Genomic DNA, 25416 nt, shown 5'->3' on the forward strand with positions numbered 1-25416 from the left:
AGGTACCCATGTCCCGACGTAGTTACCGGACCGCCATCGTCGGCACCGGAGGGATCGCCACCGCACACGCGGCGGCCGTGCGGGCGTCCGGCGGCCGGGCCGGCCTGGTCGCCACGGCCGACGTGGACCTCGACCGGGCCAAGGCGTTCGCCGAGACCTGGGACGTGCCCCGGGCGTACGCGAGCCTGGCAGAGCTGCTGGGCGAGGAGCAGGTGGACCTGGTCTGCCTGTGCACCCCGCCCGAGCAGCACGCGCCGCTGGCGGCGCGCTGCCTGGAGGCCGGTGTCACGGCGCTGGTGGAGAAGCCGCCCACGCTCTCGCTCGCGGAGTTCGCCCAGCTCCGCGAGGCGGAGAGCCGCTCGACGGCGCACGTCGCGACCGTCTTCCAGCACCGCTTCGGCCCGGCCGCCGTCCGGCTGCGCCGGCTCGTGGCGGCCGGCGAGCTCGGCCGGCCGCTGCTGGCGACCTGCGCCACCCAGTGGTACCGCGACGAGGCCTACTTCGCGGCGCCCTGGCGCGGCACCTGGGAGAACGAGGGCGGCGGGCCGACGATGGGCCACGGCATCCACCAGTTCGACCTGCTGCTGTCGGTGCTCGGACCCTGGCAGGAGGTCACCGCGCTGGCCGCCCGCCAGGCCCGTTCCACCGACACCGAGGACGTGTCGATGGCGCTGGTGAGGTTCGAGAGCGGCGCGCTGGCCTCGGTGGTGAACTCGGTGGTCTCGCCGAGGCAGACCTCCGAGCTCCGGTTCGACTTCGAGCGCGCCACGGTCGAGGTGGCGCACCTGTACGGCTACACCGACGACGACTGGACGCTGACCCCGGCCCCCGGCCACGAGGACATCGCCTGGGCACCTGGGCCCGTCAGCGCCCCGAGCGGTCACGGGGACCAGCTCACGGCGGTGCTCGACGCGCTCGACCAGGGCGAGCCACCACCGGTGACCCTTCAGGACGCCGGCCGGACGATGGAGTTCATCGCCGCGCTGTACGCCTCCGCCTTCACCGGCGAGCGCGTGCAAGCAGGCCAGATCGCCGCTGACAGCCCGTTCTGGCAGCGCATGGATGGAAGCGGTACCCCATGGGAGAAAGCGCGATGACGCTGCAGGTCTGCCACATGCTCGACCGGTCGATCGCCGTCTCGGCGGGGGATGTCGAGCTGTTCACCTACACCTACCGGCCCGACACTCCCACGCTGGAGTCGCCCAAGCCGTACCTGCACCCGATCAGAACCCTGGCCGGCGAGGTGGTGTCGCTGTTCAGGCCGCACGACCACGTCTGGCACAAGGGGATCGCCTGGTCGCTGCCGCACGTGGGCGAGCACAACTTCTGGGGCGGCCCCACGTACGTTCACGGCAGCTTCTACGTGCAGCTCGACAACAACGGCAGCGCCGTGCACCAGGAGCTGACCACGCTGTCGGCCGAGGGCGAGAGCGCCGAGATCGGGCACCGGCTCGCCTGGCGCTCCCAGGCCGGGCAGCCGGTCATCGACGAGCGGCGCAGGCTGACGGCCCGGGTGCTGGACGAGTCGACCTGGGTGCTGGTGTTCGAGACGGACATGACCAACGTGTCGGGGGCCGCGCTCGACATCGGCTCACCGACCACCAAGGGCCGCGAGAACGCCGGGTACGGCGGCCTGTTCTGGCGCGGCCCGCGATCGTTCACCCAGGGCATCGTCCAGTCCCCGACCGGCGCCGGTGCCGGAGGCGACCTGCGCGGGATGCGGGCGGAGTGGTTCGGCTTCCGCGGCCGGCACGATGAGAGCGGCGACTGGTCGACGATCGTCATGGTCGATGACGCCGCCAACCCCCAGCACCCGCCGCAGTGGTTCGCCCGCAGCGAGGAGTTCGCCTGCCTGTGCCCGGCGCCGTTCTTCAGCGAGGAGGTGCCGGTCGCGGACGGGGAGACGATCAGCTTCCGGTACGCGGTCGTGGTGGCCGCCGGAGACCATGGCGAGGAAGGCACCCGGCACCTGGCCGACCAGGGCCGTTCCGCGCTGGGGGTGCGGCCATGACGTTCCCCGGCGGGACCTCCGTCACCCGGCTGTCGGTCTACTCCGGTACGTGCCAGGACGGCCTCGAAGGCGGTACCCCGCACCTGCACACGGCCTCCACCGAGGCGTATGTGGTCATCGGTGGCAGCGGCGCGTTGCAGACGCTGGACGTGCACGGTTTCCGGGAGACGCCGTTGAGCGCCGGTTCGACGGTGTGGTTCACGCCCGGGACGATCCATCGGGCGATCAACCGGGGTGGCCTGGAGGTGGTGGTGGTCATGCAGAACGCCGGTCTGCCGGAGGCCGGTGATGCGGTCATGACGTTCCCGCCGGAGATCGTGGCCGACGCGGCCCGCTACCGGGAAGCGGCCACCCTACCGGCCGGCGAGGGAGCCGAGTTGCCCTGGGCCTCCAGCGACCAGGGCAACTCGGCCACCCCGCCGACCGGCGAAGGGGTGGAGGACGCTGTCCGGCGCCGTCGTGAGCTGGCCGTGGAGGGGTTCCTGCGGCTGGCCAAGAGCCTGTCCGACGGCGACCCGGGACCTCTGCGGGCGTTCTATGACAGCGCGGTCGCGCTGGTGCGCCCCGCCGTCGCGGGCTGGCGCCGTACCTGGGAGGACACCGTCGCCCGGGAGACCCGACACACCGCCGAGGTGCTCGACGCGCTGGAGCGCGGCGACGGGACGCACCTCCACAGCGCCACCCTCCTCGAAGCGCCACCCGAAGCCCGCTGGGGCATGTGCGGCCGACTCCGCACCCACGACGTCGCGCACCCGCAGGTGCGCTCACCCCGTCCCTAAGCTCCCGCTCCCCCCTAAGCTCCCCCTCCCCAAAGGAGCGCACTCATGTCGCGCCTGATAGCCGCCTTACTCCTGTCCTGCGGCGTGCTGGTGTGCCAGCCCGCCGCACCGGCCGCCGCCCAGGCCGGGACGACCTACTACGTCGACGCGTCCGGCGGTGACGACACGGCCTCCGGCCTGGACGAGGCACACGCGTGGCGGAGCCTCGGCAAGGTCAACGCGACGACGTTCGGCCCCGGGGACCGCGTCCTGCTGCGGGCCGGGCAGCGGTGGAGTGGCCAGCTCTGGCCCAAGGGGTCGGGGGAGAGCGGCGCCCCGATCACCATCGACAGGTACGGCGCGGGCGGCAAGCCGCGCGTGGACGGTGAGGGCCAGGTCGGCGACGCCGTCCGGCTCTTCAATCAGGAGTTCTGGACCATCAGGAACCTGGAGGTGACCAACCAGGTGCCGGCGACCGGCACGCCGGGGGAGAACCTGCGCGACCTGCGCGGCGTGCACGTCGGCGGCGACAACGGCCAGACCCTCGACGGCTTCGTGATCGACGCCGTGGCCGTGCACGACGTGACCGGCGAGGTCAACTGGATCAGCGGCAGCACCGACGGCAACGCCCCCGGCATCCACTTCAAGACCGGCTGGGACGGCTCGAAGAAGACCGGCGGCATCGTGTTCGACACGACCGTGCCCGACATCCAGCACCCGCCATCGGCGCCGACGCTGCTCAACGACGTGGTGATCGAGAACTCCACCGTCGCCAACACCTCGTTCGCCGGCATCGTCGTCAAGCAGTACACCGGGGACGGCAAGAACGCCGCGGGCGAGACGATCGCCACCCCCACCGGCTGGGGCACGCGGGAGGGGCCGGACGACCCCAAGTTCCGGCCGCACACGAACATCGTGATCCGTAACAACTACGTCACCCAGGCCGACACCGCGTACGGCTGCAACGGCATGTACATCACCAACGTCCGCGGCGCCGTCATCGAGCACAACGTCGTCCACAGAACCGGGACCTCCGGCATCGAGGCGTACTTCGCCGACGACATCACCTTCCAGTTCAACGAGGTGTACGGGACCGAGAAGAAGGCGGGCGGCGCCGACTCCAACGGCATCGACCCGGACAAGGGCACGACCCGGCAGGTCGTCCAGTACAACTACCTCCACGGCAACGGCGACGGCATCCTGCTGTGCCAGTTCGCCTTCGGCGATGTCATCGTGCGGAACAACGTGATCGCGAGCAACTCGCGCTACCAGATCTACCTGCACTCCGACCGCGCCGCCAACGCCAAGATCTACAACAACACGCTCTACAACGACGGCAGTGACTACCTCGTCTACGGCTACGGCAGCTCCCTGGCGGCGGGCTACGAGCTCACCAATAACGTGTTCTACTCCACCCGGGCGGGCGCGAGCCTGACGACCAGCCCCACCATCCACTACGACCACAACGTCTACGGCGGCGCCACGCTCCCGGTGCCAGAGGACGAAGCGCACGCGATCATCGCCGATCCGCTGTTCACGGACGCTCCGCTCGACGGCCCGTACGGCACGGCGGAGACGGGTCCCCAGTTGGAGACCGCGTACGGCCTGCGGGTCGGGTCCGGGTCGCCGGCGATCGACACGGGGATCGCCATCGACGGCAACGGCGGCCGCGACTACGCCGGGACGCCGCTCTACAACGGCAAGCCCGACGTGGGCGCCTTCGAGTACGTCACCCCGCAGGGCGCGACCACCGAGACGGTCGCGGGAACCGTACGGGACACGGGCGGGCACCCGCTGCCCGGCGTCGCCGTGACCGTGGACGCGGCATCGGTCACGACCGGGAGCGACGGCCGGTTCGTGGTCAAGGACGTGCCCTTCGCCGACGGCCGCACGCTGACCGCGTCGAAGGCCGGGTACACGACCGTGACGCGGAAGATCGACGTGCGGCACGGGAACCAGACCACGGTCGAGCTGGAGCTGGCCTCGGCCAGCGTCGTGGGCTCCATCTCCGGCCGGGTGCTCGACCAGACCGCCCGGCCCGTGGCCGGCGCGCGCGTCACGGTCAAGGGCGCCGGCAGCGCCACGAGCTCGGCGGACGGCGCCTTCACGGTCGCCGACGTGCCGGTGGGGAAGGGGTACGAGGTACGGGCCGAGGCGGACGGCTACCTGGCGGCGACCCGGACGGGGCTGACCGTGGTCGCCGCGACGGTGACGGACGCGGGCGCGTTCCTCCTGGCCAAGTCGGTGCCGGACTACGTCGCCACGCACGGCTTCGACGACCTGGCGACCGGGACCCTGCCCACCGGCACCGACGGCCTCACCGTGAGCGGCAGCGGCGGGCGGGTCGAGGTGAGCGAGACCCCGAGCGCGAGCGACAAGAGCGTGAAACTCACCCGGACCGCGAACAGCGGCAGCACGAGCGTCTCCCAGACGTTCAGCCCGGCGCTCAAGGGCCTGGTGACCGTCGAGGCGGACATCATGCGCGAGGAGGCGTACACCTCGGGCAACGACTGGTTCGGCGTCCCGTACATCCGCGGGTCGAACGGCCAGAACGCGATCAGCCTCGCCGTCACCAAGAACACCATCCTCGCCTACTCGGGCACGAGCACGGTGACGGTGGGCGCGTACGAGCCACGCCGCTGGTACCGGCTCTCGGCCGTGATCGACACCGTCAACCAGCGGTTCGACCTGCTCCTCGACGGCCGCAAGGTGCTCGACGACGCCGCCTTCAGGACCACCATGGACGGCGTCGCGCAGATCGACTACTACGCCAACAGCTCGAACTACGGCAGCGTGCACATCGACGACGTCCGGGTCTCACAGGGCCTCGGCCTCGGCACGGACGACGCGACCGAGCCACCCGGCAAGGGCGTGCTCTCCACGACGAGCGGCTGGGCGAACGGCCTGCACGACGGGGCGTACGACGTCGCCATGAACCTGTGGTGGGGCGTCAACGCGAGCGCCTACGTCCTCTACGAGAACGGCATCGAGATCGCCCGGCGCGACCTCAGCTCGGCGAGCCCGTCGGCCCAGCAGGCGACCGTCGCCGTCAGCGGCAGGAGCAACGGCACCTACACCTACACGGCCGAGCTGCTGAACCAGGCCGGCGTCACCGCCACCGCGCCGGTGACGGTCGTGGTCACCGACGCCAACCCCGCCAAGGCCGTACTCTCCTCCGACAACTGGGACGGCGACGGCGGCTACACGGTACGGGCGGACCTGTGGTGGGGCACCAACGCCACCGAATACCGGCTGTACGAGGACGGCGTGCTCATCGACACGCGGTCGCTGACCGCGGCGACGCCCGCCGCGCAGCGCGCCGCCACCGTGCTCGCCGCCCGGCCGCCCGGCAGCCACACCTACGTCGCCGAGCTGCGTAACGCCGCCGGGGCGACGAAGACCGATCCGTTGGTGGTCACCGTGACCCACTGAGACAATGTCCGGCATGGTCGAAGCCTCGCCTGAAGGGCGCCCGTCACCGGCGACCCTGCACGACGTCGCCCGGGAGGCGGGCGTCTCCGTCGCCACGGCGTCGCGCGCGCTCAACGGCAGCACGCGCAACGTCCGCACGGAAAACGTCTCCCGGGTGCTGGCGGCGGCGGCCAAGCTCGACTACGAGCCGCACCTGTCGGCCCAGGCGATCGCGAAAGGCTCGACCCGCACCGCCGCGCTGGTGGTGGGCGACGTGGCCGACCCCTACTTCTCCTCCATCGCCGCCGGGGTCACCCGGGCGGCGGAGGCGGCCGGGCTCATCGTCACGATGGCCGTCGCCGACCGGTCGCCCGAACGCGAACTCGAGATCGTCAGGACGCTACGCGGCCAGCGCCCGCGCGTCATCATCATCGCGGGCAGCCGCGTCGACGACGCGGGCACGCGTGACGCGCTGGTCGAGGAGCTGGCGCACTACCGTACGGCCGGCGGCCGGGTCGTGCTGATCAGCCAGCAGGACCTGCCGTTCGCCACCGTCACCATCGACAACCGCGGCGGGGCCGGGCAGCTCGCCCGCGCGCTGGCCGGGGCGGGTTACCGGCGGTTCGCGGTCATCCGCGCCCCCGAGCGGGTCCGCACGTCCCGCGAGCGGGTCGACGGCTTCACCGAGGGGCTGCGGGAGTCGGGCGTCAGCCTGGACGACCGGTTCGTGGTGGAGACCGAGTTCACCCGCGCGGGCGGCTACGCGGCGGCCCGCGAGCTGGCCGGGCGTGGGCTCGACGGGATCGAGGTCGTCTTCGCGGTCAACGACGTGATGGCGATCGGCGCGATGACGGCCTTCCGCGACGCCGGGCTCGTGCCGGGCGAGGACATCGCGGTCGCCGGGTTCGACGACATCGGCTCGGCGGTGGACGTCGTGCCCGCGCTCACCTCCGTGGCGGTGCCGCTGGAGGAGGCCGGGGCGAGCGCGATGCGGCTCGCGCTCGCCGAGGGCTCGGAGACCGTGCGGATCGAGACACGCGTGATCCTGCGCGAGAGCACTCCTCCCCGCTGAGCGGTCAGGCGGCGTCCGGGCGCGTCTCCGCTGAGCGGTCAGGCGACCTCCGGGCATGTCTCCGCTGAGCGGTCAGGGGATGTTCGGGCGGACCGAGTCGCGGACGACGATGTGCGTGCCCAGCAGGACGTGCTCGGCGGCGCCCGCCCTGCCGCGCTCGCGTTCGAGCGCCAGCCGTACGGCGGTGCGGCCGAGCTCCTCGTGCGGTACGTGCACGGTGGTCAGGTCGATGTCGGCGGCGGGCGGCAGGTCGTCGAAGCCGACCATGGACACGTCGTCGGGGATGCGCAGGCCCCGCTCCCGGAGCGCCTGGCGGGCGCCCGCGGCGATCAGGTCGTTGCCGGCGAAGATGGCGGTGAAGTCGCGCGGCCCCGCGTCGAGCCGTTCGCGCACCATGCGGTGGCCCTCATGGCGCTCCATCGTGCCGTCCACCTCCAGCGCCGGGTCGTGAGGCACGCGGTAGGCGGCCAGCGCCGCCCGGTAGCCGGCGATGCGGCTCTCCGGAGTGCTGTAGCCCTCCCGCCGCCCGAGGAACAGGATGCGCTGGTGGCCCGCCGAGAGCAGGTGGCTGGTGACGGCGTACGCGCCACCGGTGTTGTCGTATTCGACCACGATGGCCGGTACCTCGGGCCCCAGCGGGGGGCGCCCGCACAGCACGAGCTGTGAGCCCGCGAGGGCCAGCGCGCGGGCGTACTCGCCCATCCGCTCGCGGTAGGCGTCGTCGGCCACCACGTTGCCGACCAGGATCACCGCGTCGGCGTGCTCCTCGCGCATGAGCCGGATCGTCGCCAGTTCCCGCTCCGGATCGCCTCCGGTGGTGCCGACGATGCACAACCGGCCTTCCAGGGCGGCCTGGGTCTGCACACCCTGGGCGACGGCGGCGTAGTGGGGGGAGATGACCGAGTTGACGATGATGGCGACGCTGCTGCTGCTCGCCCCGGCCAGCCCCCGGGCGTGGGCGTTGGCCACGTAGTCGAGCTCGCGGACCGCCCGCATGACCTTGGCGCGCGTGGCGGGCGCGCTGGGATAGGTGCCGGACAGGATCCGGGACACCGTGGCGACGGATACGCCGGCGTGTTTCGCCACGTCACGGATGGTCGACGGTCGCGGCCCGCCGTCGTCGGACGCCGTCCGCCGGGCCATGCGACCTCCCAATGTTAAAACGGTTACTCTCGATACGTCATTTTAGCCGGAAAAGCCCAGTTAAAATGGCGTAGTATCCGCTTTATGCACCTCCCATCTGCTGATGCCGAGCTGTCCGCCTATACCGGCTGGACCCGGGCGCACTGGGAGGCCGTGGCGGATCACCTGCTGGCGTCCGTGGTGCCGTACGCCACCGGCGACTTCGCCCAGTACCGCCTGCCGGGCAGGCAGAGCCGCTCGGGGCTGGTGAGCGATGGGCTGGAGGGGTACGCCCGCACGTTCATGCTGGCCGCGTTCCGGATCGCCGGGGCGGGTGGCGCGGTGCCGCCCGCGCTCCTGGAGCGGTACGCCCAGGGGCTGGTCGCGGGGACCGACCCGGCGCACCCGTACGCCTGGCCGCCCCTGACCGACATGTCCCAGCCGCTGGTGGAGGCGGCCTCGATCGCGCTGGCCCTGCACGAGACCCGGCCCTGGCTGTACGACCGGCTGTCCCCGGCCCAGCAGGAGCGGGTGGTGGCGTGGCTGGCGGGCTTCGTCGGCAGGCGAACCCCGGACAACAACTGGGTGCTGTTCCGGGTGGTCGTCGAGCAGTTCCTGGCCGAGGTGGGCGGACCGTACGAGGCCGCCGAGATCACCGACGGGCTGGAGCGGATCGAGGAGTGGTACGTCGGGGACGGCTGGTACTCCGACGGCGCGGGCAAGAACTTCGACTACTACGCGGGCTGGGCCATGCACCTCTACCCGGTGCTGTGGGCCAGGATGGCCGGGGACACCGCCCGCCTGGAGCGTTACGGCGAGCGGTTGCGGCTCTTCCTCGGCCAGTACCAGCACCTGTTCGCCGCCGACGGCGGGCCCGTGCACCAGGGGCGCTCGCTGACCTACCGGTTCGCCACGGCCGCGCCGCTCTGGCTGGGCGCGCTGACCGGCTCCTCGCCGCTGCCGCCCGGCCGGACCCGGCGGATCGCCAGCGGCGTGCTGCGCCACTTCACCGAGCGCGGCGTGCCGGACGAGCGCGGCCTGCTGACACTCGGCTGGTACGACACGTTCCTGCCGGTCACGCAGAGCTACTCCGGGCCGGGCTCGCCCTACTGGGCCAGCAAGGCGTTCCTCGGGCTGCTGCTGCCGCCCGAGCATCCGGTCTGGACGGACGCCGAGGTCCCGGCGCCGATCGACCTCGCGGATCAGGCGGTGGCGCTGCGCGCGCCGGGCTGGCTGCTGCACGCCACCCGCGAGGACGGCGTGGTCCGGCTGGTCAACCACGGCAGCGACCGGGACCGGATCCAGGACCCGTCCGGGCCTCCGGATCCGCACTACCTCAAGCTCGCCTACACCAGCCACACCGGGCCGGACCTGGGCGCGGCGGCCGGTGTCGACGGGGAACTCGTCGTCGTCGCGCCGGATGGGGCCGTCTCCCGCCGGCGGCGGATCGAGCCCCTCACGACGCAGGACCGGTTCGCCGCCTCCGCCTACCGCGATGACCTGCCGGCCGGGCCGGTCCACGTGGTGACGGCCTCGGTGGTGGACGGGCCGGCCGAGGTGCGGATCCATCAGGTCACCGCGCCGGCCGGACACCAGGTCAGGGACGGCGGGTACGCCCTCGCGGGCGAGGCGCCGCTCACGTGGCAAAGCGGCGACGGGAGCGACGACGCGAGCGGCGATGTGAGCGGCGGGAGCGGCGGGAGCGGCGATGTGAGCGGTGTGGGCGGCGTCTGGGCGGCGGCGCGGCGCCCGGACGGGCTGGTCAGCGTGGTGCGCGGGCTACACGGGTACACGGGCGCGGGGGTGGCGACGGCGGAGGACGCCAACGCCTTCGGGCGGCACTCGGCCACCCCGTACGTGATCGCCGACGCGCACCCGGGCGGGACCGCCGTGTACGTCAGCCTCGTCCTGCTAACCGGCGCGGACGAGGCGCTCCGGCCCGCCGTGGTGCGGGTCGAGGGCGACCAGGTCACCCTGGAATTGCCGGGCGGCGACTCGGCGACGATCCGCCTCACCGGTTCCCCGACCTGCGCGCGGGTCGTCAACGGCGGCGACCTTCCCTGACGTGGGGGTCGTCGCGAGTGGCGGGCGACCTTTCCTGACGTGAGGGTCGGCGGCCTTCGCTGAGGTCCGGGTCCGCCGCGGAACCGTTCACCTACCCAAGGAGCTCTCTATGGCACGGCGACCCGTAGCGGTCTTCGCGATCGCGCCCTGGGCCTTCCACGACGTCTTCCCCGCCGACCTCGTCACCCGGTTGCGGCAGTCGGTGGACGTAGACACGACGGTGACCTTCACCTCCTTCGACGGCGAGCAGGCGGCCCGCGCGCTGGCCACGGCGGAGATCCTGCTGACCGGGTGGGACTGCCCGCGGATCGACGCCGGGGTGATGGAGGCGGCGCCGGGGCTGCGGGCCCTCGTCCACGCCGCCGGCACCGTCAAGGCCATCGTCGATCCCGTCGTGTTCGAGCGCGGCCTCGTCGTGTCGTCCGCGGCGGAGGCGAACGCCGTGCCCGTCGCCGAGTACACCATCGCCATGCTCGTCCTCGGCGCGAAACGGGTCTTCGGGCGGGCCAGCCACTACGCGGCCGGCGCCGACCGGTCGGCCTGGCAGCCGGGCGCGGGCACCGGGCTGCACCACTGCACCGTCGGCGTGATCGGGGCCTCCCGGGTCGGCCGTCACGTGCTGCGGCGGCTACGCGACTTCGACGTGGACATCCTGCTGGCCGACCCCTACGTCTCCGCGGAGGAGGCGTCCCGGCTGGAGGTCGAGCTGGTGGACGTGGACGAACTGTGCCGGCGCAGCGACCTGGTCACCGTGCACGCCCCGGCCCTCGCCGAGACCCGCCACCTGCTGGACGAGCGGCGCCTGGCCCTCCTGCCCGACCAGGCCGTCGTGATCAACACCGCCCGCGGCTCGCTGATCGACACCGAGGCGCTCACCCGGGTGTGCGCGACCGGTCGCGTCTCGGCCGTGCTCGACGTGACCGACCCCGAGCCGCTGCCGCTGGAGCATCCGCTGTTCCGGATGCCCAATGTGCTCGTCACCCCGCATCTGGCGGGCGCGCAGGGGCGTGAGTTGCGGCGGCTGGGTGAGTTCGCGGTCGGCGAGCTTGAACGTTTCCTGAGCGGGCGCCCGCTGCGCGGCCGGGTGGAGGCCGCGCAGCTCGGCCACCTCGCCTGACGGCTCCCCGAAAGCCTTTTCGCTCCACCGCGCGCGGAAGTGGCAGGGGATAGGCCGCCATCCTGATTGACAGGTCCGGAAGATCGGTCTACGTTTCCGAAAACCTTTCATTAAGGAGATTCGACAGAAGGGATTGTTAGCGCTACCACAACCAAGCGCTAGGTTCGATCATTCCCCCCACGCGCTCGATCGGATCGGATCAATCAGGCATGAGAAGAATCATCACGGCCCTGCTGCTCATCGCCGGGTCATTCGCCTTAGGCGTTCCCGCGCAGGCCGCCCAGACCATCGGATACCCCACCTTCGCCGGCCCGTCGATCCCGGCCGCGCCCGGTACGTACACGACCGGCAACATGATGCAGGCCATCTACGACGCGGAGAGCTCGGGCACGGACTTCTGGATGGACCGGCTGCTCGCCCGCCCCGGCAATGACCCGGCCGGAACCTGGCTCATGTCACGGGGACGCGCCCTGTTCATGAAGACCCACACCCCGGGCACGCTCGGTTTCGCCGGCCAGGTGGCGTACTGGGAGAGCATCAGCAACAACAACGCCTACACCGTGGCCATCACCCCGGGCACCTTCACCGAGCAGGTGAACTCCCGCTGGCAGGCGCCCAGCTACTGGAAGAGCGTGCACACCAGCGGCTCCGTCACGGTGAATCAGACGAAGTTCATCACGAACAACAACGTCGCGGTGACGAACCTGTCGATCACGAACGGCGGCTCCAGCTCGACCACGCTGCAACTGCGGGCGACCTCGCCGTACGCCACTTCCGGGTCCGGCAGCGAGCTGACCGGGCAGGCCAACGCCTACAACAACCTCACCACGCTCTATCCCCGGCTGACCGGTGACGGTTTCACCGTCTCCAGCGGCGGCCTGAACCGGTCCGTGACGATCGCGGCGGGCGCGACCGTGACCGCCAAGGTGGTCATGGGCTTCGTCACCAACGAGATCCCCGAGTCGCGGACCGAGTACGACGCGTACGCGGGCTACACCAACGCCACCGCCTTCGCCACCCACGTACGGGCCTACAACCTGTGGTGGGCGCAGAACGTGCCCTACATCGACGTGCCCGAGGCGGCCATCAAGAAGAACATCTACTACCGCTGGTGGCTGATGCGCTTCAACAACCTCGACGCCGACATCCCGGGGCAGACGTTCCAGTTCCCCACCTCGACCGAAGGCGTGCTGGGCTACAACAACGCCATCGCGCTGACCCAGCCCATGCACATCGACGACCTGAAATACCTGCGCAACCCGATCTACTCCTACGGCGACTGGCTGAGCGTCGGCCAGATCTCGAAGAACGGCCGCTTCCTCGACAATCCGGGCGATCCCGAGAACTGGTCCAACAGCTACACCCAGTACATCGGCGAGGCGGCGTGGAAGAGCTACCAGATCCACGGCGGCCAGCCGGCGATCGCCGCCAACCTGGCGCGCTACGCCGAGGGGGACGTCAAGGGTCAGCTCTCCTATTACGACCATGACAACAACAAGCTCATCGAGTACGACTGGGGCGCCCTGACCGGCAACGACGCCGACGCCGTCTCCTTCCACTGGAAGAGCGGCAACATGGACCGCGCCGAGTCGGCCTACCAGTACAGCGGCGCGCTGGCCGCGGCGCAGGCGTACGAGGCGGTCGGCAACACCGCCAAGGCCACCGAGATGCGCACGCTCGCGACGCAGATCCAGAACGCCATCGTCAACGTGCTGTGGAACCCCAGCCGGCAGTTGTTCGAGCACCGGCTGAAGTCCACCAACGAGTGGGTGCCGTGGAAGGAGATCAACAACTACTACCCGTTCGCCGTCGGCGCCATCCCCAACACCGCGACCTACAAGCAGGCCCTGCGCCTGTTCGACGATCCGGCGCAGTATCCGATCTTCCCCTTCTACACCGCCAACCAGGCCGACAAGGCGGCCTCGGGCACGGGCAGCAACAACTTCTCCACGATCAACTCCACCGTGCAGTTCCGCCTGCTCTCCTCGGTGCTGCGGAACTACTCCAACTCGTGGATCGACGCGACCTGGTATAAGAAGCTCCTGTACTGGAACGCCTGGGCCCAGTACGTCAACGGCAACACCCAGTGGCCCGACGCCAACGAGTTCTGGGCCGACTGGAACGGCTCCGCGATCACCTACCGCTCCTGGATCCACCACAACATCCTGGGCAGCAGCAACTGGACCGTGATCGAGGACGTGGCGGGGCTGCGCCCGCGCAACGACGCGAAGGTGGAGCTCTCGCCGATCAACATCGGCTGGACCCACTTCACCGTCAACAACCTGCGTTACCGCAACGCCGACCTGACCATCGTCTGGGACGACCCGTCGGATGGCGTGGTCCGCTACCCGGGCGTGCCCGAGGGCTACTCCATCTTCATCAACGGCAGCAGGGTCGCCACGGTCGGCTCGCTGGTGCCGTTCACCTGGGACCCGGCCACCGGTGACGTCACCACGAGCGGCACGGTCAGCTACCACGTGGCCTCGCCGGGGCTGCAGGCCCCCGCGCAGGTGACGCAGACCGGCGCGCGGATGGTGGACATGCTGGCCAAGGCCGGGGTCGACCTGACCGCCGACCTGACCAACCTCGCCTCGGGAGCCAGCGTCTCCGTCTCCTCCACCGCCTCGGGCAGCACCGCCGCGGGCGCGGTCGACGGCTTCCCGATCAACGAGCCGTTCTGGGGCGGCACGGGTGCCAGCCAGGACTGGTACGAGGTGAACTTCGGGGCCGCCCGCACGCTCAACGAGGTGCGGCTCTACTTCAAGGACAGCCGCCCGGCCAGCGCCACCTACCGGGCTCCCGCCTCGTACGACATCCAGTACTACAACGGCAGCGCCTGGGTCGGCGTGCCGAGCCAGGCCAAGAGCCCGTCGGCGCCGCGGGCCAACTACAACGTGGTGCAGTTCCCGGCGATCAGCGCCCAGCGGGTACGGGTGCTGGCCACCAACGCCTCGGGGGCCAAGACCGGGCTCACCGAGATCAAGATCTACAATCGCGGCGGCACCCAGCAGCCGCCGAGCGGCAACCTGGCCGCCTCGGCGACCCCGTCCGCGTCGAACACCTCCTCCTGGGAGAGCGTCGCCGCCGTCAACGACGGGATCGACCCGCCCTCCTCCAACGACACCGTGAACCCGCGCTGGGGCTGCTGGCCGGAGACCGGGCAGCAGTGGGTGGACCTGACCTGGTCGTCGGCCAAGACCCTGAACAGGGCCGAGGTGTACTTCTTCGACGACGACGAGGGCATCGACATGCCCGCCTCGTGGAAGCTCCAGTACTGGAACGGCACCGCCTACGTCGACATGCCCAACGCCGGCGCGTACGGGCTGGCGAAGAACCAGTACAACACCGTCAACTTCACCGCCACGAGCACCACCCGCCTGCGGGTGCTGCTGACCGGTAACGGCACCAGCTCCGTCGGCCTCCTGGAGGTCAAGGCCTACGGACCGTGACGGCCGGGGGCGTGCCTTCAGGGGCACGCCCCCTTCACCGACCCGGCCGCGCGGCCGTTTCTTGCAAGACCGGAGCCCGGCGACAGAGTCATCATGAACACATGAACGTTGATCTTTCCGCTGCCACCGCTTTCATGGCCACGCACGCACGGGTCCTGGACCGCCGCCGCTTCGAGGTCCTCATGGGAGAAGGCGATCCGGCCGGCGCGCTGGCCGCGCTGGACGGCTACCGCAACCCCGACGGCGGCTACGGCTGGGGCCTGGAGCCCGACCTGCGCTCGCCCGAGAGTCAGCCCGGCGCCGCGCTGCACGCCTTCGAGGTGTTCGAGGACACCGCCCCGGCCGCCACCACGCGGGGGGCCGAGTTGTGCGACTGGCTGGCGTCGGCCTCGCTGCCCGACGGCGGCCTGCCGTTCGCGCTGCCCCGCGCCTCCGACGCCGGCAACGCGCCCTGGTGGGCCGGCGCCGACACCACGGTGTCCTCGTTGCAGATCACCTCCGTCACCGCGGCCACCGCGCACCGCGTCGCCGCCCACCTGCCCGGCGTGGCCGCGCACCCCTGGCTGGAACGGGCCACCCGTTACTGCCTGGACACGATCGCCGCCCTCGACCGGCGGCCGCACGCGTACGTGCTGGCCTTCGCGCTGCGGTTCCTGGACGCCGTGTACGACACCCAGCCGGAGGCCGCCGGGCTCCTCGCCGGGTTGGGCACGTACCTCCCGGCCACCGGCCAGGTGCACGTCGAAGGCGGCACCGAGCACGAGATGCTCCGCCCGCTGGACTTCGCGCCGCTCCCGGACCGCCCGGTGCGGGCCCTGTTCGCCCCGGAGCTGATCGAAGCCGACCTCGACCGTCTGGCCGGGATGCAGCAGGACGACGGCGGATGGACCGTCGACTACGCCCAGATCTCACCCGTGGGCGTCCTGGACTGGCGCGGCCACACGACCGTGAACACTCTCGGCCTCCTGCGCCGCAACGCGCGGATCTGACGCCGTCAGGCGGATGATCCCCGGGACGGGGAAGAGCATGAGGTAGAGGTTCGGTATCCACCAGGCGAGTGAGAAGTCCCCGCGCAGGGTCCAGAACGCGATCGCCATCAGCCCGGACGCCATCGTCAGCACCAGCGAGACCAGCATCAGCGGCGAGCCGCTGGGCGAGCCCCGGCGCAGGAGGAACAGGCTGGTCAGGCCGGTGGCGCTGGCCAGGAGATCGATCCAGAGGAAAGACCAGTTCCAGTCGGCCATCAAGGGATCGGCGTAGTCGGCGAACGCCCACTCCGGCGGGATCAGGCCAAGGCCGGTCACGGTGAAGTAGACGACGAAGCCCACGTCCGTGACCAGCATCAACGCCTTAGTGGTGCGCGGCACGATCGATCGCCTCCATGAGATAGTCGCGGGTCCCCTCGTGCAGCCCCGGCCCTGGTTCACTCAGTCCGAGCAGCCTGACCGCCCACCATCCGTCGACCGCGAGCCGTACGGCCGTCGCCGCGGCCGGGTCGATGCCGTCATCGGTGAGTCGTGCCTGCCAGGCGGCGAATCGCTCACGCAGCGGCGCCAGTCCGGCCGGATCGACCAGGACCCCGGCCAGCAGCGCGGCAGTCACCCGGTCGGCCGGGGCGGTGGTGGTGTGCCGTTCGGGAATTGTCGCCCGCACGTAGGCGCGCACGAAGTCGCCCGGTCTGTCGCCCGCTTGGGCGAGCGCGTCGTCGAAGGCTTTCGTCAGGCGCTCGATCATGGCGGCGGCCAGCGCTTGCTTGGTGGGGAAGTGATAGAAGAGGCCGCCTTTGGAGACGCCTGCCCGCTTGGCGACGGCTTCCAGCGTGAGCGACTCCGCACCGTCGGACAGCAGCACATCGGCGGCGGCGTCCAGCAGCCGGTCTTTCGCGCTTGGTCTGGGCATATCCGTATGTATACCGGCCAGCCGGTACACTTTCAACGTTAGCCCGCTCGCTGTTCGTGATCGCCGATAGGCTGACCGCACCGATGGCGAGGCTTCTGCTGTGCAATCTTGCGCTTAAATCCCATCGTTCGAGCAGGTCCGAGCTCTTGACAGAAGCGTTCGTGCTCGATTTACTCCGATGAACGCCGGTATCGAGGATCCGGCGCCAGAGGTACGCCTAGCCGGTAGATGGCCACCACCATGAGCCCGGACTAAGTCGCCAGGATCGCTGTCAGCGTCCGAGGCGGGGACGTACCCCCGATCGTCTGGAGTGCGACGATGAGCCCCACCCCTAAATCTTTAGGCGCTGCGGTGGCCCTTGCGGCCGCGTTGGCCGCCACGCCGTCGACCGCCTCGGCGGCCGCGTTCACCCTGCCCCCGGCACATGCCGGGTTCGATTACCAGATCGGCGGCGCCTACACGCCGCCGGCAGGGGTCACCGTGGTCAGCAGGGACAGGTCCGCGGCCCCCGCAGCGGGGCTGTACAACATCTGCTACGTCAACGCCTTCCAGGTCCAGCCCGGCGAGGAGAAGGACTGGGACGCCGACCTGCTGCTGCGTGACGCCAACGGCAAGGTCGTCATCGACGAGGACTGGGGCGAGGCGCTGCTGGACCTGCGTACGAACGCCAAGCGCCAGCGGGTCGCCGCCAAGGTGAACTCCTGGATCACCGGCTGCAAGACCAAGGGCTACCAGGCCATCGAGCCCGACAACTACGACAGCTACACCCGTTCGAAGAACCTGCTGACGGCGTCGAACGCCGAGGCGTACATCCGGCTGCTCAGCAGCCACGCCCACAGCCAGGGCCTGGCCATCGCGCAGAAGAACACGGTGGAGCTGGCCGGCTCGCGCACGGCGAACGGGCTCGACTTCGCGGTCGCGGAGGAGTGCGGCCAGTACAAGGAGTGCGGCGACTACACCGCGGCGTTCGGCAACAACGTGATCGTCATCGAGTACACCGCCACCGGTCTGTCGAGGGCGTGCTCTGGCTGGGGTACCAAGCTGAGCATCGTCCGGCGCGACGTGGACGTCTCACCCAAGGGCAGCAGCGGATATGTCCGCAAGACCTGCTGACCGGTCTTCCGACCACGGTTTCTGGAGGTAAAGATGGAGCGCGTTGCCCCACTGCCCTCCCGCCGAGACGTCCTGCGCGGCGGGTACGCCCTGGCGCTCACGGCGGTGGCGGGAACGGCGCTGGCCGGGTGCGCGAAAGGCGCCGGCGACGGTGTCGGCGCCGACGGGCGGGTCACGATCGAGCTCTGGCACGGTCAGGTCGACACCGCCAAAGAGGCCATGGCGCGGCTGGTGGCCGACTTCGAGCGCGCGCATCCCGACATCCGGGTGGACATGGGCGGGGGAGTGCTGGCCGACGCGATGCTGCAGAAGATCACCGCGTCGCTCGCGTCGGGCTCCTACCCCGACATCGCCTATATCTTCGGATCGGACCTGGCGAACGTCGCGCTCAGCCCGCAGGTGGTGGATCTGACCAGCATGGTCGAGTCCGGTCCCACGCCGTGGAACGACTACTGGGCGCCGGCGCGGGCCGCCGTCACGATCAACGGCCAGGTCCGCGCGGCCCCCGCGCTGCTCGACTCGCTCGCCGTGGTCTGCAACAAGAAGGTGTTCCGCGACGCGGGGGTGCCCCTGCCCCAGGCGGGCTGGAAATGGCCGGAGTTCATCGAGACGGCCAAGCGGCTGACCGACGCGGGCAAGGGCCAGTTCGGCACGGGCTGGCCGGGCGCGGGGGACGAGGACACGGTCTGGCGGATGTGGCCGCTGATCTGGGACCTGGGCGGCGACGTGGTCGCCAAGGACGGGCGCGGCATCGGGTTCGCCGACACGGGCACACAGGCGTTGCAGGTGGTGGAGACGCTCGCGAAGGACGCGAGCGTCTACATCGACCCCAAGCCCGGCAGCGAGCAGATGTACCAGGTGTTCCTGGGCGGCCGGATGGGGATGGTCGTCACGGGCCCGTGGCAACTGCCCGACATCCTGGGCGCCAAGATCGACTATGAGGTCGTGCCCCTGCCCAGCTTCAGCGGGCGGCCGATGACGATCTCGGGTCCCGACACCTGGACCATGTTCGACAACGGCGAGGCCCGCGTACGGGCCAGCCGTACCTTCCTGACCTGGCTCATGCAGCCCGCCCAGGACGTGCGCTGGGACGTGGAGGCGGGCAGCATGCCGCTGAGCCGCTCCACCCAGCAGCTGCCCGCCTGGAAGAAGCAGGAAGCGGAGACGGAGGGCCTGCCGGTGTTCGTCAAGTCGCTGGAGACGGCCCGGGTCCGCCCCGCGCACCCCGCCTACCCGCAGATATCCCAGGCGCTCGGGCAGGCCGTCGTCGCCGTCCTGCTCGGCCAGAGCACCCCCGCCGAAGCGCTGCGCGACTGTGCCGACGCGGCCAACGCCGCCCTGCTCATTCCGCGTTGAGGAGCGTCGCATGTCGCCTCTGCCCACACCCATCACCATCTCCGGCCACGAGCTGCGGCAACGGGCCCGGCGCCAGGCCCGCCGCCGGGAGTCGGCGACCGCCTGGTCGTTCATCTCCCCGGCCGTCCTGATCATCCTCGGACTCAGCATCGTGCCCACGGTCTGGTCCTTCCTGCTGTCCTTCCGGGCCGACAACCTGGTCACGCCCAGCCGCTGGGTGGGACTGGACAACTACCACGCGCTGACCAAGGACCCGCACTTCGGTGAGGCCGTCCGCAACACGCTGGTCTACACGGCGTTGTACGTCCCGCTCAGCATCGTGCTGGGACTGGGGCTCGCGCTGGTGCTGAACCGGCGGATCAGGCTGGTCGGCCTGTATCGCACACTGTTCGTCGTGCCGTTCGTCATCTCGGCCACCGCCCAGGGGACGCTGTTCTCGTTCATCCTCGACCCGCAGTTCGGGGCGGCCAACGCGGTGCTGCACTGGTTCGGCGTCTCGCCCCAGAAGTTCTTCACCGACCCGGCCCAGGCCCTGCTCGTGCTGGTCGCCATCAGTCTGTGGAGCGGACTCGGGTTCTGCGTGGTGGTGTATCTCGCGGCCCTCCAGGACGTACCGCAGCACCTGATCGAGGCGGCGCGGCTGGACGGCGCCGGGCGATGGCACCTGCTGCGCCACGTCACCCTGCCCACGCTCACGCCGGTCAGCGTGTTCCTGGTGCTGTGGCAGACCATCAACGCCTTGCAGGTCTTCGACCTGGTGTACGTGACGACCAAGGGCGGCCCGCTCGGCGCCACCACGGTGATCGTCTACTTCATCTGGGAGCAGGCGTTCAAGAACTTCACGGCCGGTTACGGAGCCGCCGCCGCTTATGTCCTCGCCGTGGCCCTGTTCGTGATCGCCGCCGGGTTGCGCGTGGTCCGGGGCCGCGAGCGCAATCGCCTCGAAGGAGCCACCCGATGACGGCGACCGCCACCACCCAGCATCGGGCCGCGCACACGGGCGTGAGCCGGAAGAGCCGCGTGCGGCTGCCGTTCAGCGCCTGGCACCTGCTGCTGGCGCCGCTCGCGCTGATCTTCGCGATCCCGCTGGTCTGGCTGGTGCTCAGCTCCGTGATGAGCAACGCGGAGATCAACCGGTTCCCGCCCGCGCTGTGGCCCTCGGGGATCAACCTGGGCGGTTTCCGGTACGTGCTCAACAACGCCCTGTTCCCGCGCTGGTTCCTCAACTCGCTGATCGTCTCCGGTGTCGCGGTCGTGTCCAACCTGGTGTTCGGCTCGCTCGGCGGCTACGCGTTCGCCCGCATGCGCTTCTTCGGCTCCCGCACCCTGCTGGTGCTGATGCTGGCCACGATGGCGATCCCGTTCCAGCTGACGATGATCCCGACGTTCCTGGTCATGAAGAGCCTCGGGCTCATCGACTCGCTGGGCGCGTTGATCGTGCCGTCACTGGTCACGCCGTTCGCGGTGTTCCTGCTGCGGCAGTTCTTCCTCTCGCTGCCCAGAGAGCTGGAGGAGGCCGCCTGGATGGACGGGTGCACGAGGCTGCGGGTGCTGTTCCGCATCGTGCTGCCGCTGTCGCGGCCCGCGCTGAGCACCGTGGCGATCCTGACGTTCCTCGCCACCTGGAACGATCTGACCTGGCCGCTGATCGCCATCAACCACGACACCCAGTACACCCTGCAACTGGGACTGGCCAACTTCCAGGGCCGGCACCACACCCAGTGGGCGGCGGTCATGGCCGGGAACCTCATCACGGTCCTGCCGGTGCTGCTCGCCTTCATCGGCGCGCAGAAGTCGTTCATCCGGTCCATCACCTCCAGCGGCCTCAAGGGCTGAAACCCACCTCGATCTACAGGAAACCGATGTTCGACCTGCTCGTTGCCGGGGACGCCAACCCCGATGTCATCCTCGGCCCGCTGGACGCGCCGCTCGCCTTCGAGCAGCGCGAACAGCTCGTCGGCGGCGGTGCGCTCACCCTGGGCGGCTCCGCGGCGATCATGGCCTGCGGCGCCGCGCGGCTGGGCCTGCGCGTCGCGTTCGCCGGGCGCGTCGGCGACGACGACGCCGGCCGCTACGTCCGCGCCGCCCTGAACTCCCGCGGGGTCGACACCGAGGCGCTGCGGGTGGACCCGGAGCTGTCCACCCCGCTCACCGTCGTGCTGACCCGCGACGGCGACCGCGCGATCCTGACCGCTCCCGGCACCCTCGCCGCCACCGGTGGCGACGACGTCCCCGAGTCACTGCTCGCCGCCACCAGGCACGTGCACTTCGCCTCCTACTTCCTGATGCCGGGGCTCGCGAAGGCGCTGCCCGGCCTGCTGCGCACCGCCCGGGCCCACGGCGCCACGACCTCGCTCGACACCAACGACGACCCCGCCGGACTGTGGGATCCGGCCGGGCTGGCCGCCGTACTCGCGGAGATCGACATCCTGTTGCCCAACGCGCACGAGGCGCGCCACCTCGCGGGTCACGCCGCGGGCCCCCTGGAGGCGGTCGCCGCCGCGCTCGCCGCGCGCGGGCCGCTGGTGGCCGTCAAGAACGGCGCGGACGGCGCCCTCTGCCACGACGGGGACACGCTCGTCACCACCGGCGGCATCACCGTGACGCCCATGGACGCCGTGGGCGCGGGCGACAGCTTCGACGCCGGCTTCATCGCCGCGACCCTGAACGGCCTGCTCCCCGGCCGCGCCCTGGAGTTCGCCGCCGTCTGCGGCGCCCTGTCCACCCGCGCCCCCGGCGGCACCACGGCCCAGCCCACCTGGGATGAGGCCGTCGCCCACGTCACCAGCAAGGAAAACAAGCCGACATGAGCACTCCGAAGATCGCATTCATCGGCGCGGGAAGCGTCGTCTTCACCCAGGGCCTGCTCGCGGACCTCTTCGCGTTCCCCGAGCTGAAGGACGCCCACATCGCCCTGCACGACATCGACGCCGAGCGCCTGGGCACCGCGGAGGCCGCCGCCCGGCACATCGCCGCCGAACGCGGCGCCCGCCCGCGGATCACCGCGCACGCCGACCGGCGGGAAGCCCTCGCCGGCGCGGACTTCGTCATCAACATCGTCCAGGTCGGCATGGGCGAGGCGACCCGCACCGACTTCGAGATCCCCGCCCGGTACGGCCTGCGCCAGACCATCGGCGACACCCTCGGCGTCGGCGGCATCTTCCGTGCCCTGCGCACGTTCCCGCTGCTGAAGGCCCTGGGCGAGGACATCGCCGCCGTCTGTCCCGATGCGTGGCTGCTCAACTACACCAACCCGATGGCGATGAACGTCCAGTACCTCACCGAGGCCACCGGGCTGACCCGTGTGGTGGGGCTGTGCCATTCGGTCTACTGGACGATGCGCGACCTGTCCGACCTGCTGGGCGTGCCGTTCGAGGAGGTGACCTACCGGGCCGCGGGCGTCAACCACCAGGCGTGGGTGCTGCGGTTCGAGCGCGACGGCGAGGACCTGTACCCCCGCCTCGACGCGCTGATCGCCGGCGACGAGCAGTTGCGCCGCCGCGTCCGCGTCGACATGTACCGGCGGCTGGGCTACTACCCGACCGAGACCAGCGAGCACTCCTCCGAGTACGTGCCCTGGTACCTGGGCCACGACAGCGAGATCGAGCGGCTGCGCCTGCCCATCGGCGCCTACCTGGACATCGTCGACGAGAACGTGGCGACGTACGAGAAAACCCGTGACGCCCTGGCCGCCGGAGCCCCGCTACAGGTCGAGGGGACCATGGAGTACGCCCCGCAGATCATCCACAGCATCACCACGGGCACGCCTCGCACCATCTACGGGAACGTTCCCAACCACGGCCTGATCGAGAACCTCCCCGCCCGGGGCACGGTCGAGGTGCCCTGCCTGGTCGACGCGATGGGCGTGCAGCCCACCCGCGCCGGCGAACTGCCCCCGCAACTGGCCGCGCTCAACCGCGCCTACCTCAGCATGAACGACCTGGTCGTACGGGCCGCGCTGGAGGACGATCCCCGCCACATCCGGCACGCCGCCATGATGGACCCGGCGACCGCCGGGGCCCTGCCCGTCGAGCGGATCTGGCAGCTCTGCGATGACATGGTCGCGGCCCACGCCGACCGCCTGCAGCCCGGCCTCCGTGCGAACCTGGGGTAAACGCTGGGAAGGATGGGCCGCATGGGCGAGAAGCTGAGGCGCAAACCGTACGAGAAGGAGCTCTTCCGCCTGCAGGGAGAGCTGGTGAAGCTGCAGGAGTGGGTGCGGACCGAGGGCCGGCGGGTGGTGGTGATCTTCGAGGGCCGCGACGCCGCCGGGAAGGGCAGCACGATCAAGCGGGTGTCGGAATACCTCAACCCACGCGTGGCCAGGATCGTCGCACTGCCGGCGCCCACCGAGCGGGAACGCAGCCAGTGGTACTTCCAGCGCTACATCGAGCATCTGCCCGCCGCGGGACAGATCGTGCTCTTCGATCGGAGCTGGTACAACCGGGCCGGGGTCGAGCGGGTGATGGGCTTCTGCACGCAGGAGGAGTACACCCGGTTCCTCCACCAGTGCCCGATCTTCGAGCGGCTGCTGGTGGAGGACGGGATTCTGCTGCGCAAATACTGGTTCTCGGTGAGCGACGACGAGCAGGAGCGGCGCTTCCACGACCGGTTGGAGGATCCCATGCGGCAGTGGAAGCTGTCGGAGATGGACCTGGAGTCGATCACGCGTTGGGAGGAGTACTCCCGGGCCAAGGACCAGATGCTGATCCACACCCACATCCCCGAGGCGCCCTGGTATGACGTGGAGAGCGAGGACAAGCGGCGGGCCAGGATCAACATGATCTCCCACCTGCTGTCGAGCATCCCCTACCAGGAGGTCCGGCGGGTTCCGCTGAAGATCCCGGTCCGGCCTCCCGGGACCGGATACCGCCGGCCGCCCAGGTTGGAGACGCACGTGCCCGACGCGGCGGCGAAGCTCGCCGGGCATTGATCCCGCCGCCGGGACGACCGCCTCTAAACAGGTGGGACCTTCGGCCCTGACCGCCGCCTCCGGTCGGTGATGGGCTGGGTTCAGCACCTCTGGAGGTGGAGTCATGAGCACTCGTACGGCAACGCGGGCGCAGGCGATCGAGTCGGCTTTGGCGGCCGCCCGCTGGGCACCGTCCGTGCACAACACCCAGCCGTGGTCCTTCGCCGTCTCCGGCGAGGAGATCGGCCTGCGGGCCGACGCCGACCGGAAACTGCGCGTCAGCGACACGGCGGGCAGGCAACTGCTGATCAGCTGTGGCGCGGCGCTGTTCACCCTGCGTACGGCGTTGTCCGGCGAGGGATATGAGCCGGTGGTCCGGGTCCTGCCCGATCCCGACCGCCCGTCGCTGCTGGCCACGGTGCGGCTCGGCGCGACGATCGAGGCCGACGAGCACACCCGGCTGCTCAGGGGCGAGATCGAGCGACGCCGTACGCACCGCGCGGGCTTCACCAGCCTGCCCGTTCCCCCGCAACTGGTCGAGCAGTTGGTCAAGGAGGCGTCGATGGAGCAGGCCAGGCTCACGCCGGTCATCTCCCCGGACGCCGTGCGGGTCATCGCCGCGCTCACCCAGGCGGCGCAGGGCGTACAGGCCCAGGACCGGCTGTTCAGCCTGGAGGTGATCCGCTGGGCCCGCCCGCCGGGCAGCAGGCGTACCGACGGCGTGCCCGCCGAGGGCTACCCGCGTGAGGCGGTACGGACCGACCCGGACTTCCCGCAGCGCGACTACGCCTGGCGGCACGACTGGGGCAGCCAGGCCGACCAGGGCGCGTCGGGTACGACCGGCGTCGTGGCCCTGCTCACCACGCCCGGCGACACCCGCGAGGAGTGGATCGCCACCGGCCAGGCGCTGCAGCGCGTCCTGCTGCACGCCTCCGCCCACGGGGTCAGCGCCGCCTTCCACACCCAGGCGCTGGAGATGCCCCATCTGCGGGAGTTCCTGCGGGAGTCGCTCTGCTCTGGCGAGCAGCCCCAGATGATCATGCGGTTGGGGATCACCTTCGACCAGACGGCCGCGATCCGCCGGCCCATGTCCGAAGTGGCCGAGTGATTGACCGGGGATGTGTGTCCCCGC

Annotated in this window: 20 protein-coding genes; 17 read left to right on the plus strand and 3 right to left on the minus strand. The window is 70.6% G+C overall.

The window, feature by feature from the left end:
• Positions 1 to 8: 8 nt before the first annotated feature.
• The 5 genes from AB0F17_RS04035 to AB0F17_RS04055 are packed head-to-tail and all read left to right on the plus strand — an operon-like array spanning position 9 to position 7252.
• Entirely contained in the window at positions 9 to 1097 is a 1089-nt protein-coding gene (locus AB0F17_RS04035) for a Gfo/Idh/MocA family oxidoreductase (RefSeq protein WP_358015851.1), read from the plus strand.
• Positions 1094 to 2011 (plus strand): PmoA family protein, encoded by a 918-nt coding sequence (locus AB0F17_RS04040; RefSeq protein ID WP_358015854.1) that lies wholly within the window; start codon positions 1094 to 1096, stop codon positions 2009 to 2011. The genes AB0F17_RS04035 and AB0F17_RS04040 overlap by 4 nt, the downstream gene beginning before the upstream one ends.
• The gene (locus AB0F17_RS04045; protein ID WP_358015858.1) at positions 2008 to 2790 is read left to right on the plus strand and encodes a cupin domain-containing protein; all 783 of its coding nucleotides are present in this window, start codon (positions 2008 to 2010) and stop codon (positions 2788 to 2790) included. The genes AB0F17_RS04040 and AB0F17_RS04045 overlap by 4 nt, the downstream gene beginning before the upstream one ends.
• A gap of 45 nt (positions 2791 to 2835) precedes the next feature.
• Positions 2836 to 6201, plus strand: a complete 3366-nt coding sequence (locus tag AB0F17_RS04050) for a carboxypeptidase regulatory-like domain-containing protein (protein ID WP_358015861.1) — start codon at positions 2836 to 2838, stop codon at positions 6199 to 6201.
• Between the two features lie 13 nt (positions 6202 to 6214).
• A complete protein-coding gene (locus AB0F17_RS04055; protein ID WP_358015864.1) occupies positions 6215 to 7252 on the plus strand; it encodes a LacI family DNA-binding transcriptional regulator in 1038 nt (345 codons plus the stop codon).
• 72 nt (positions 7253 to 7324) lie between these two features.
• On the opposite strand, the gene AB0F17_RS04060 is transcribed toward AB0F17_RS04055, so the two are convergent.
• The gene (locus AB0F17_RS04060; protein ID WP_358015867.1) at positions 7325 to 8395 is read right to left on the minus strand and encodes a LacI family DNA-binding transcriptional regulator; all 1071 of its coding nucleotides are present in this window, start codon (positions 8393 to 8395) and stop codon (positions 7325 to 7327) included.
• An 84-nt stretch (positions 8396 to 8479) separates the two neighbouring features.
• On the opposite strand from AB0F17_RS04060, the gene AB0F17_RS04065 reads away from it, so the two are divergent.
• The 4 genes from AB0F17_RS04065 to AB0F17_RS04080 all read left to right on the plus strand — a co-directional run bounded on the left by AB0F17_RS04065 (position 8480) and on the right by AB0F17_RS04080 (position 15993).
• Entirely contained in the window at positions 8480 to 10438 is a 1959-nt protein-coding gene (locus AB0F17_RS04065) for a DUF2264 domain-containing protein (protein ID WP_358015870.1), read from the plus strand.
• A gap of 109 nt (positions 10439 to 10547) precedes the next feature.
• The gene (locus AB0F17_RS04070) at positions 10548 to 11555 is read left to right on the plus strand and encodes a hydroxyacid dehydrogenase (protein WP_358015873.1); all 1008 of its coding nucleotides are present in this window, start codon (positions 10548 to 10550) and stop codon (positions 11553 to 11555) included.
• Positions 11556 to 11764: 209 nt separating this feature from the next.
• Complete coding sequence (locus AB0F17_RS04075) at positions 11765 to 15004, plus strand: discoidin domain-containing protein (RefSeq protein ID WP_358015876.1); 3240 nt, start codon at positions 11765 to 11767, stop codon at positions 15002 to 15004.
• 101 nt (positions 15005 to 15105) lie between these two features.
• Positions 15106 to 15993, plus strand: a complete 888-nt coding sequence (locus AB0F17_RS04080) for a hypothetical protein (RefSeq protein WP_358015879.1) — start codon at positions 15106 to 15108, stop codon at positions 15991 to 15993.
• Here AB0F17_RS04080 and AB0F17_RS04085 read toward each other — a convergent pair.
• Both AB0F17_RS04085 and AB0F17_RS04090 read right to left on the minus strand, forming a co-directional pair.
• Entirely contained in the window at positions 15913 to 16371 is a 459-nt protein-coding gene (locus AB0F17_RS04085) for a DUF5360 family protein (RefSeq protein WP_358015882.1), read from the minus strand. The two genes, AB0F17_RS04080 and AB0F17_RS04085, sit on opposite strands and share 81 nt — an antisense overlap.
• Positions 16355 to 16903 (minus strand): TetR/AcrR family transcriptional regulator, encoded by a 549-nt coding sequence (locus AB0F17_RS04090; RefSeq protein ID WP_358015885.1) that lies wholly within the window; start codon positions 16901 to 16903, stop codon positions 16355 to 16357. Before AB0F17_RS04090 ends, AB0F17_RS04085 begins: the two co-directional genes overlap by 17 nt.
• Positions 16904 to 17254: 351 nt before the next feature.
• Between AB0F17_RS04090 and AB0F17_RS04095 the strand changes: the two genes are divergently transcribed.
• The 8 genes from AB0F17_RS04095 (at position 17255) to AB0F17_RS04130 (ending at position 25392) form a co-directional block, all read left to right on the plus strand.
• A complete protein-coding gene (locus AB0F17_RS04095) occupies positions 17255 to 18016 on the plus strand; it encodes an endo alpha-1,4 polygalactosaminidase (protein WP_358015888.1) in 762 nt (253 codons plus the stop codon).
• 33 nt (positions 18017 to 18049) lie between these two features.
• The gene (locus AB0F17_RS04100) at positions 18050 to 19372 is read left to right on the plus strand and encodes an ABC transporter substrate-binding protein (protein WP_358015891.1); all 1323 of its coding nucleotides are present in this window, start codon (positions 18050 to 18052) and stop codon (positions 19370 to 19372) included.
• 10 nt (positions 19373 to 19382) lie between these two features.
• On the plus strand, positions 19383 to 20333 hold the full coding sequence (locus AB0F17_RS04105; protein ID WP_358015894.1) for a sugar ABC transporter permease: 951 nt from the start codon (positions 19383 to 19385) through the stop codon (positions 20331 to 20333).
• A complete protein-coding gene (locus AB0F17_RS04110) occupies positions 20330 to 21208 on the plus strand; it encodes a carbohydrate ABC transporter permease (RefSeq protein WP_358015897.1) in 879 nt (292 codons plus the stop codon). The genes AB0F17_RS04105 and AB0F17_RS04110 overlap by 4 nt, the downstream gene beginning before the upstream one ends.
• A gap of 26 nt (positions 21209 to 21234) precedes the next feature.
• Complete coding sequence (locus AB0F17_RS04115) at positions 21235 to 22182, plus strand: carbohydrate kinase family protein (protein WP_358015900.1); 948 nt, start codon at positions 21235 to 21237, stop codon at positions 22180 to 22182.
• Positions 22179 to 23486, plus strand: a complete 1308-nt coding sequence (locus AB0F17_RS04120) for an alpha-glucosidase/alpha-galactosidase (RefSeq protein WP_358015903.1) — start codon at positions 22179 to 22181, stop codon at positions 23484 to 23486. Before AB0F17_RS04115 ends, AB0F17_RS04120 begins: the two co-directional genes overlap by 4 nt.
• 21 nt (positions 23487 to 23507) lie before the next feature.
• The gene (ppk2, locus tag AB0F17_RS04125) at positions 23508 to 24305 is read left to right on the plus strand and encodes a polyphosphate kinase 2 (RefSeq protein WP_358015906.1); all 798 of its coding nucleotides are present in this window, start codon (positions 23508 to 23510) and stop codon (positions 24303 to 24305) included.
• A 103-nt stretch (positions 24306 to 24408) separates the two neighbouring features.
• A complete protein-coding gene (locus AB0F17_RS04130; RefSeq protein ID WP_358015909.1) occupies positions 24409 to 25392 on the plus strand; it encodes a nitroreductase family protein in 984 nt (327 codons plus the stop codon).
• Positions 25393 to 25416 lie beyond the last annotated feature (24 nt).

This window comes from Nonomuraea sp. NPDC026600 (genome assembly GCF_040638335.1).
Classification (GTDB): Bacteria; Actinomycetota; Actinomycetes; order Streptosporangiales; family Streptosporangiaceae; genus Nonomuraea.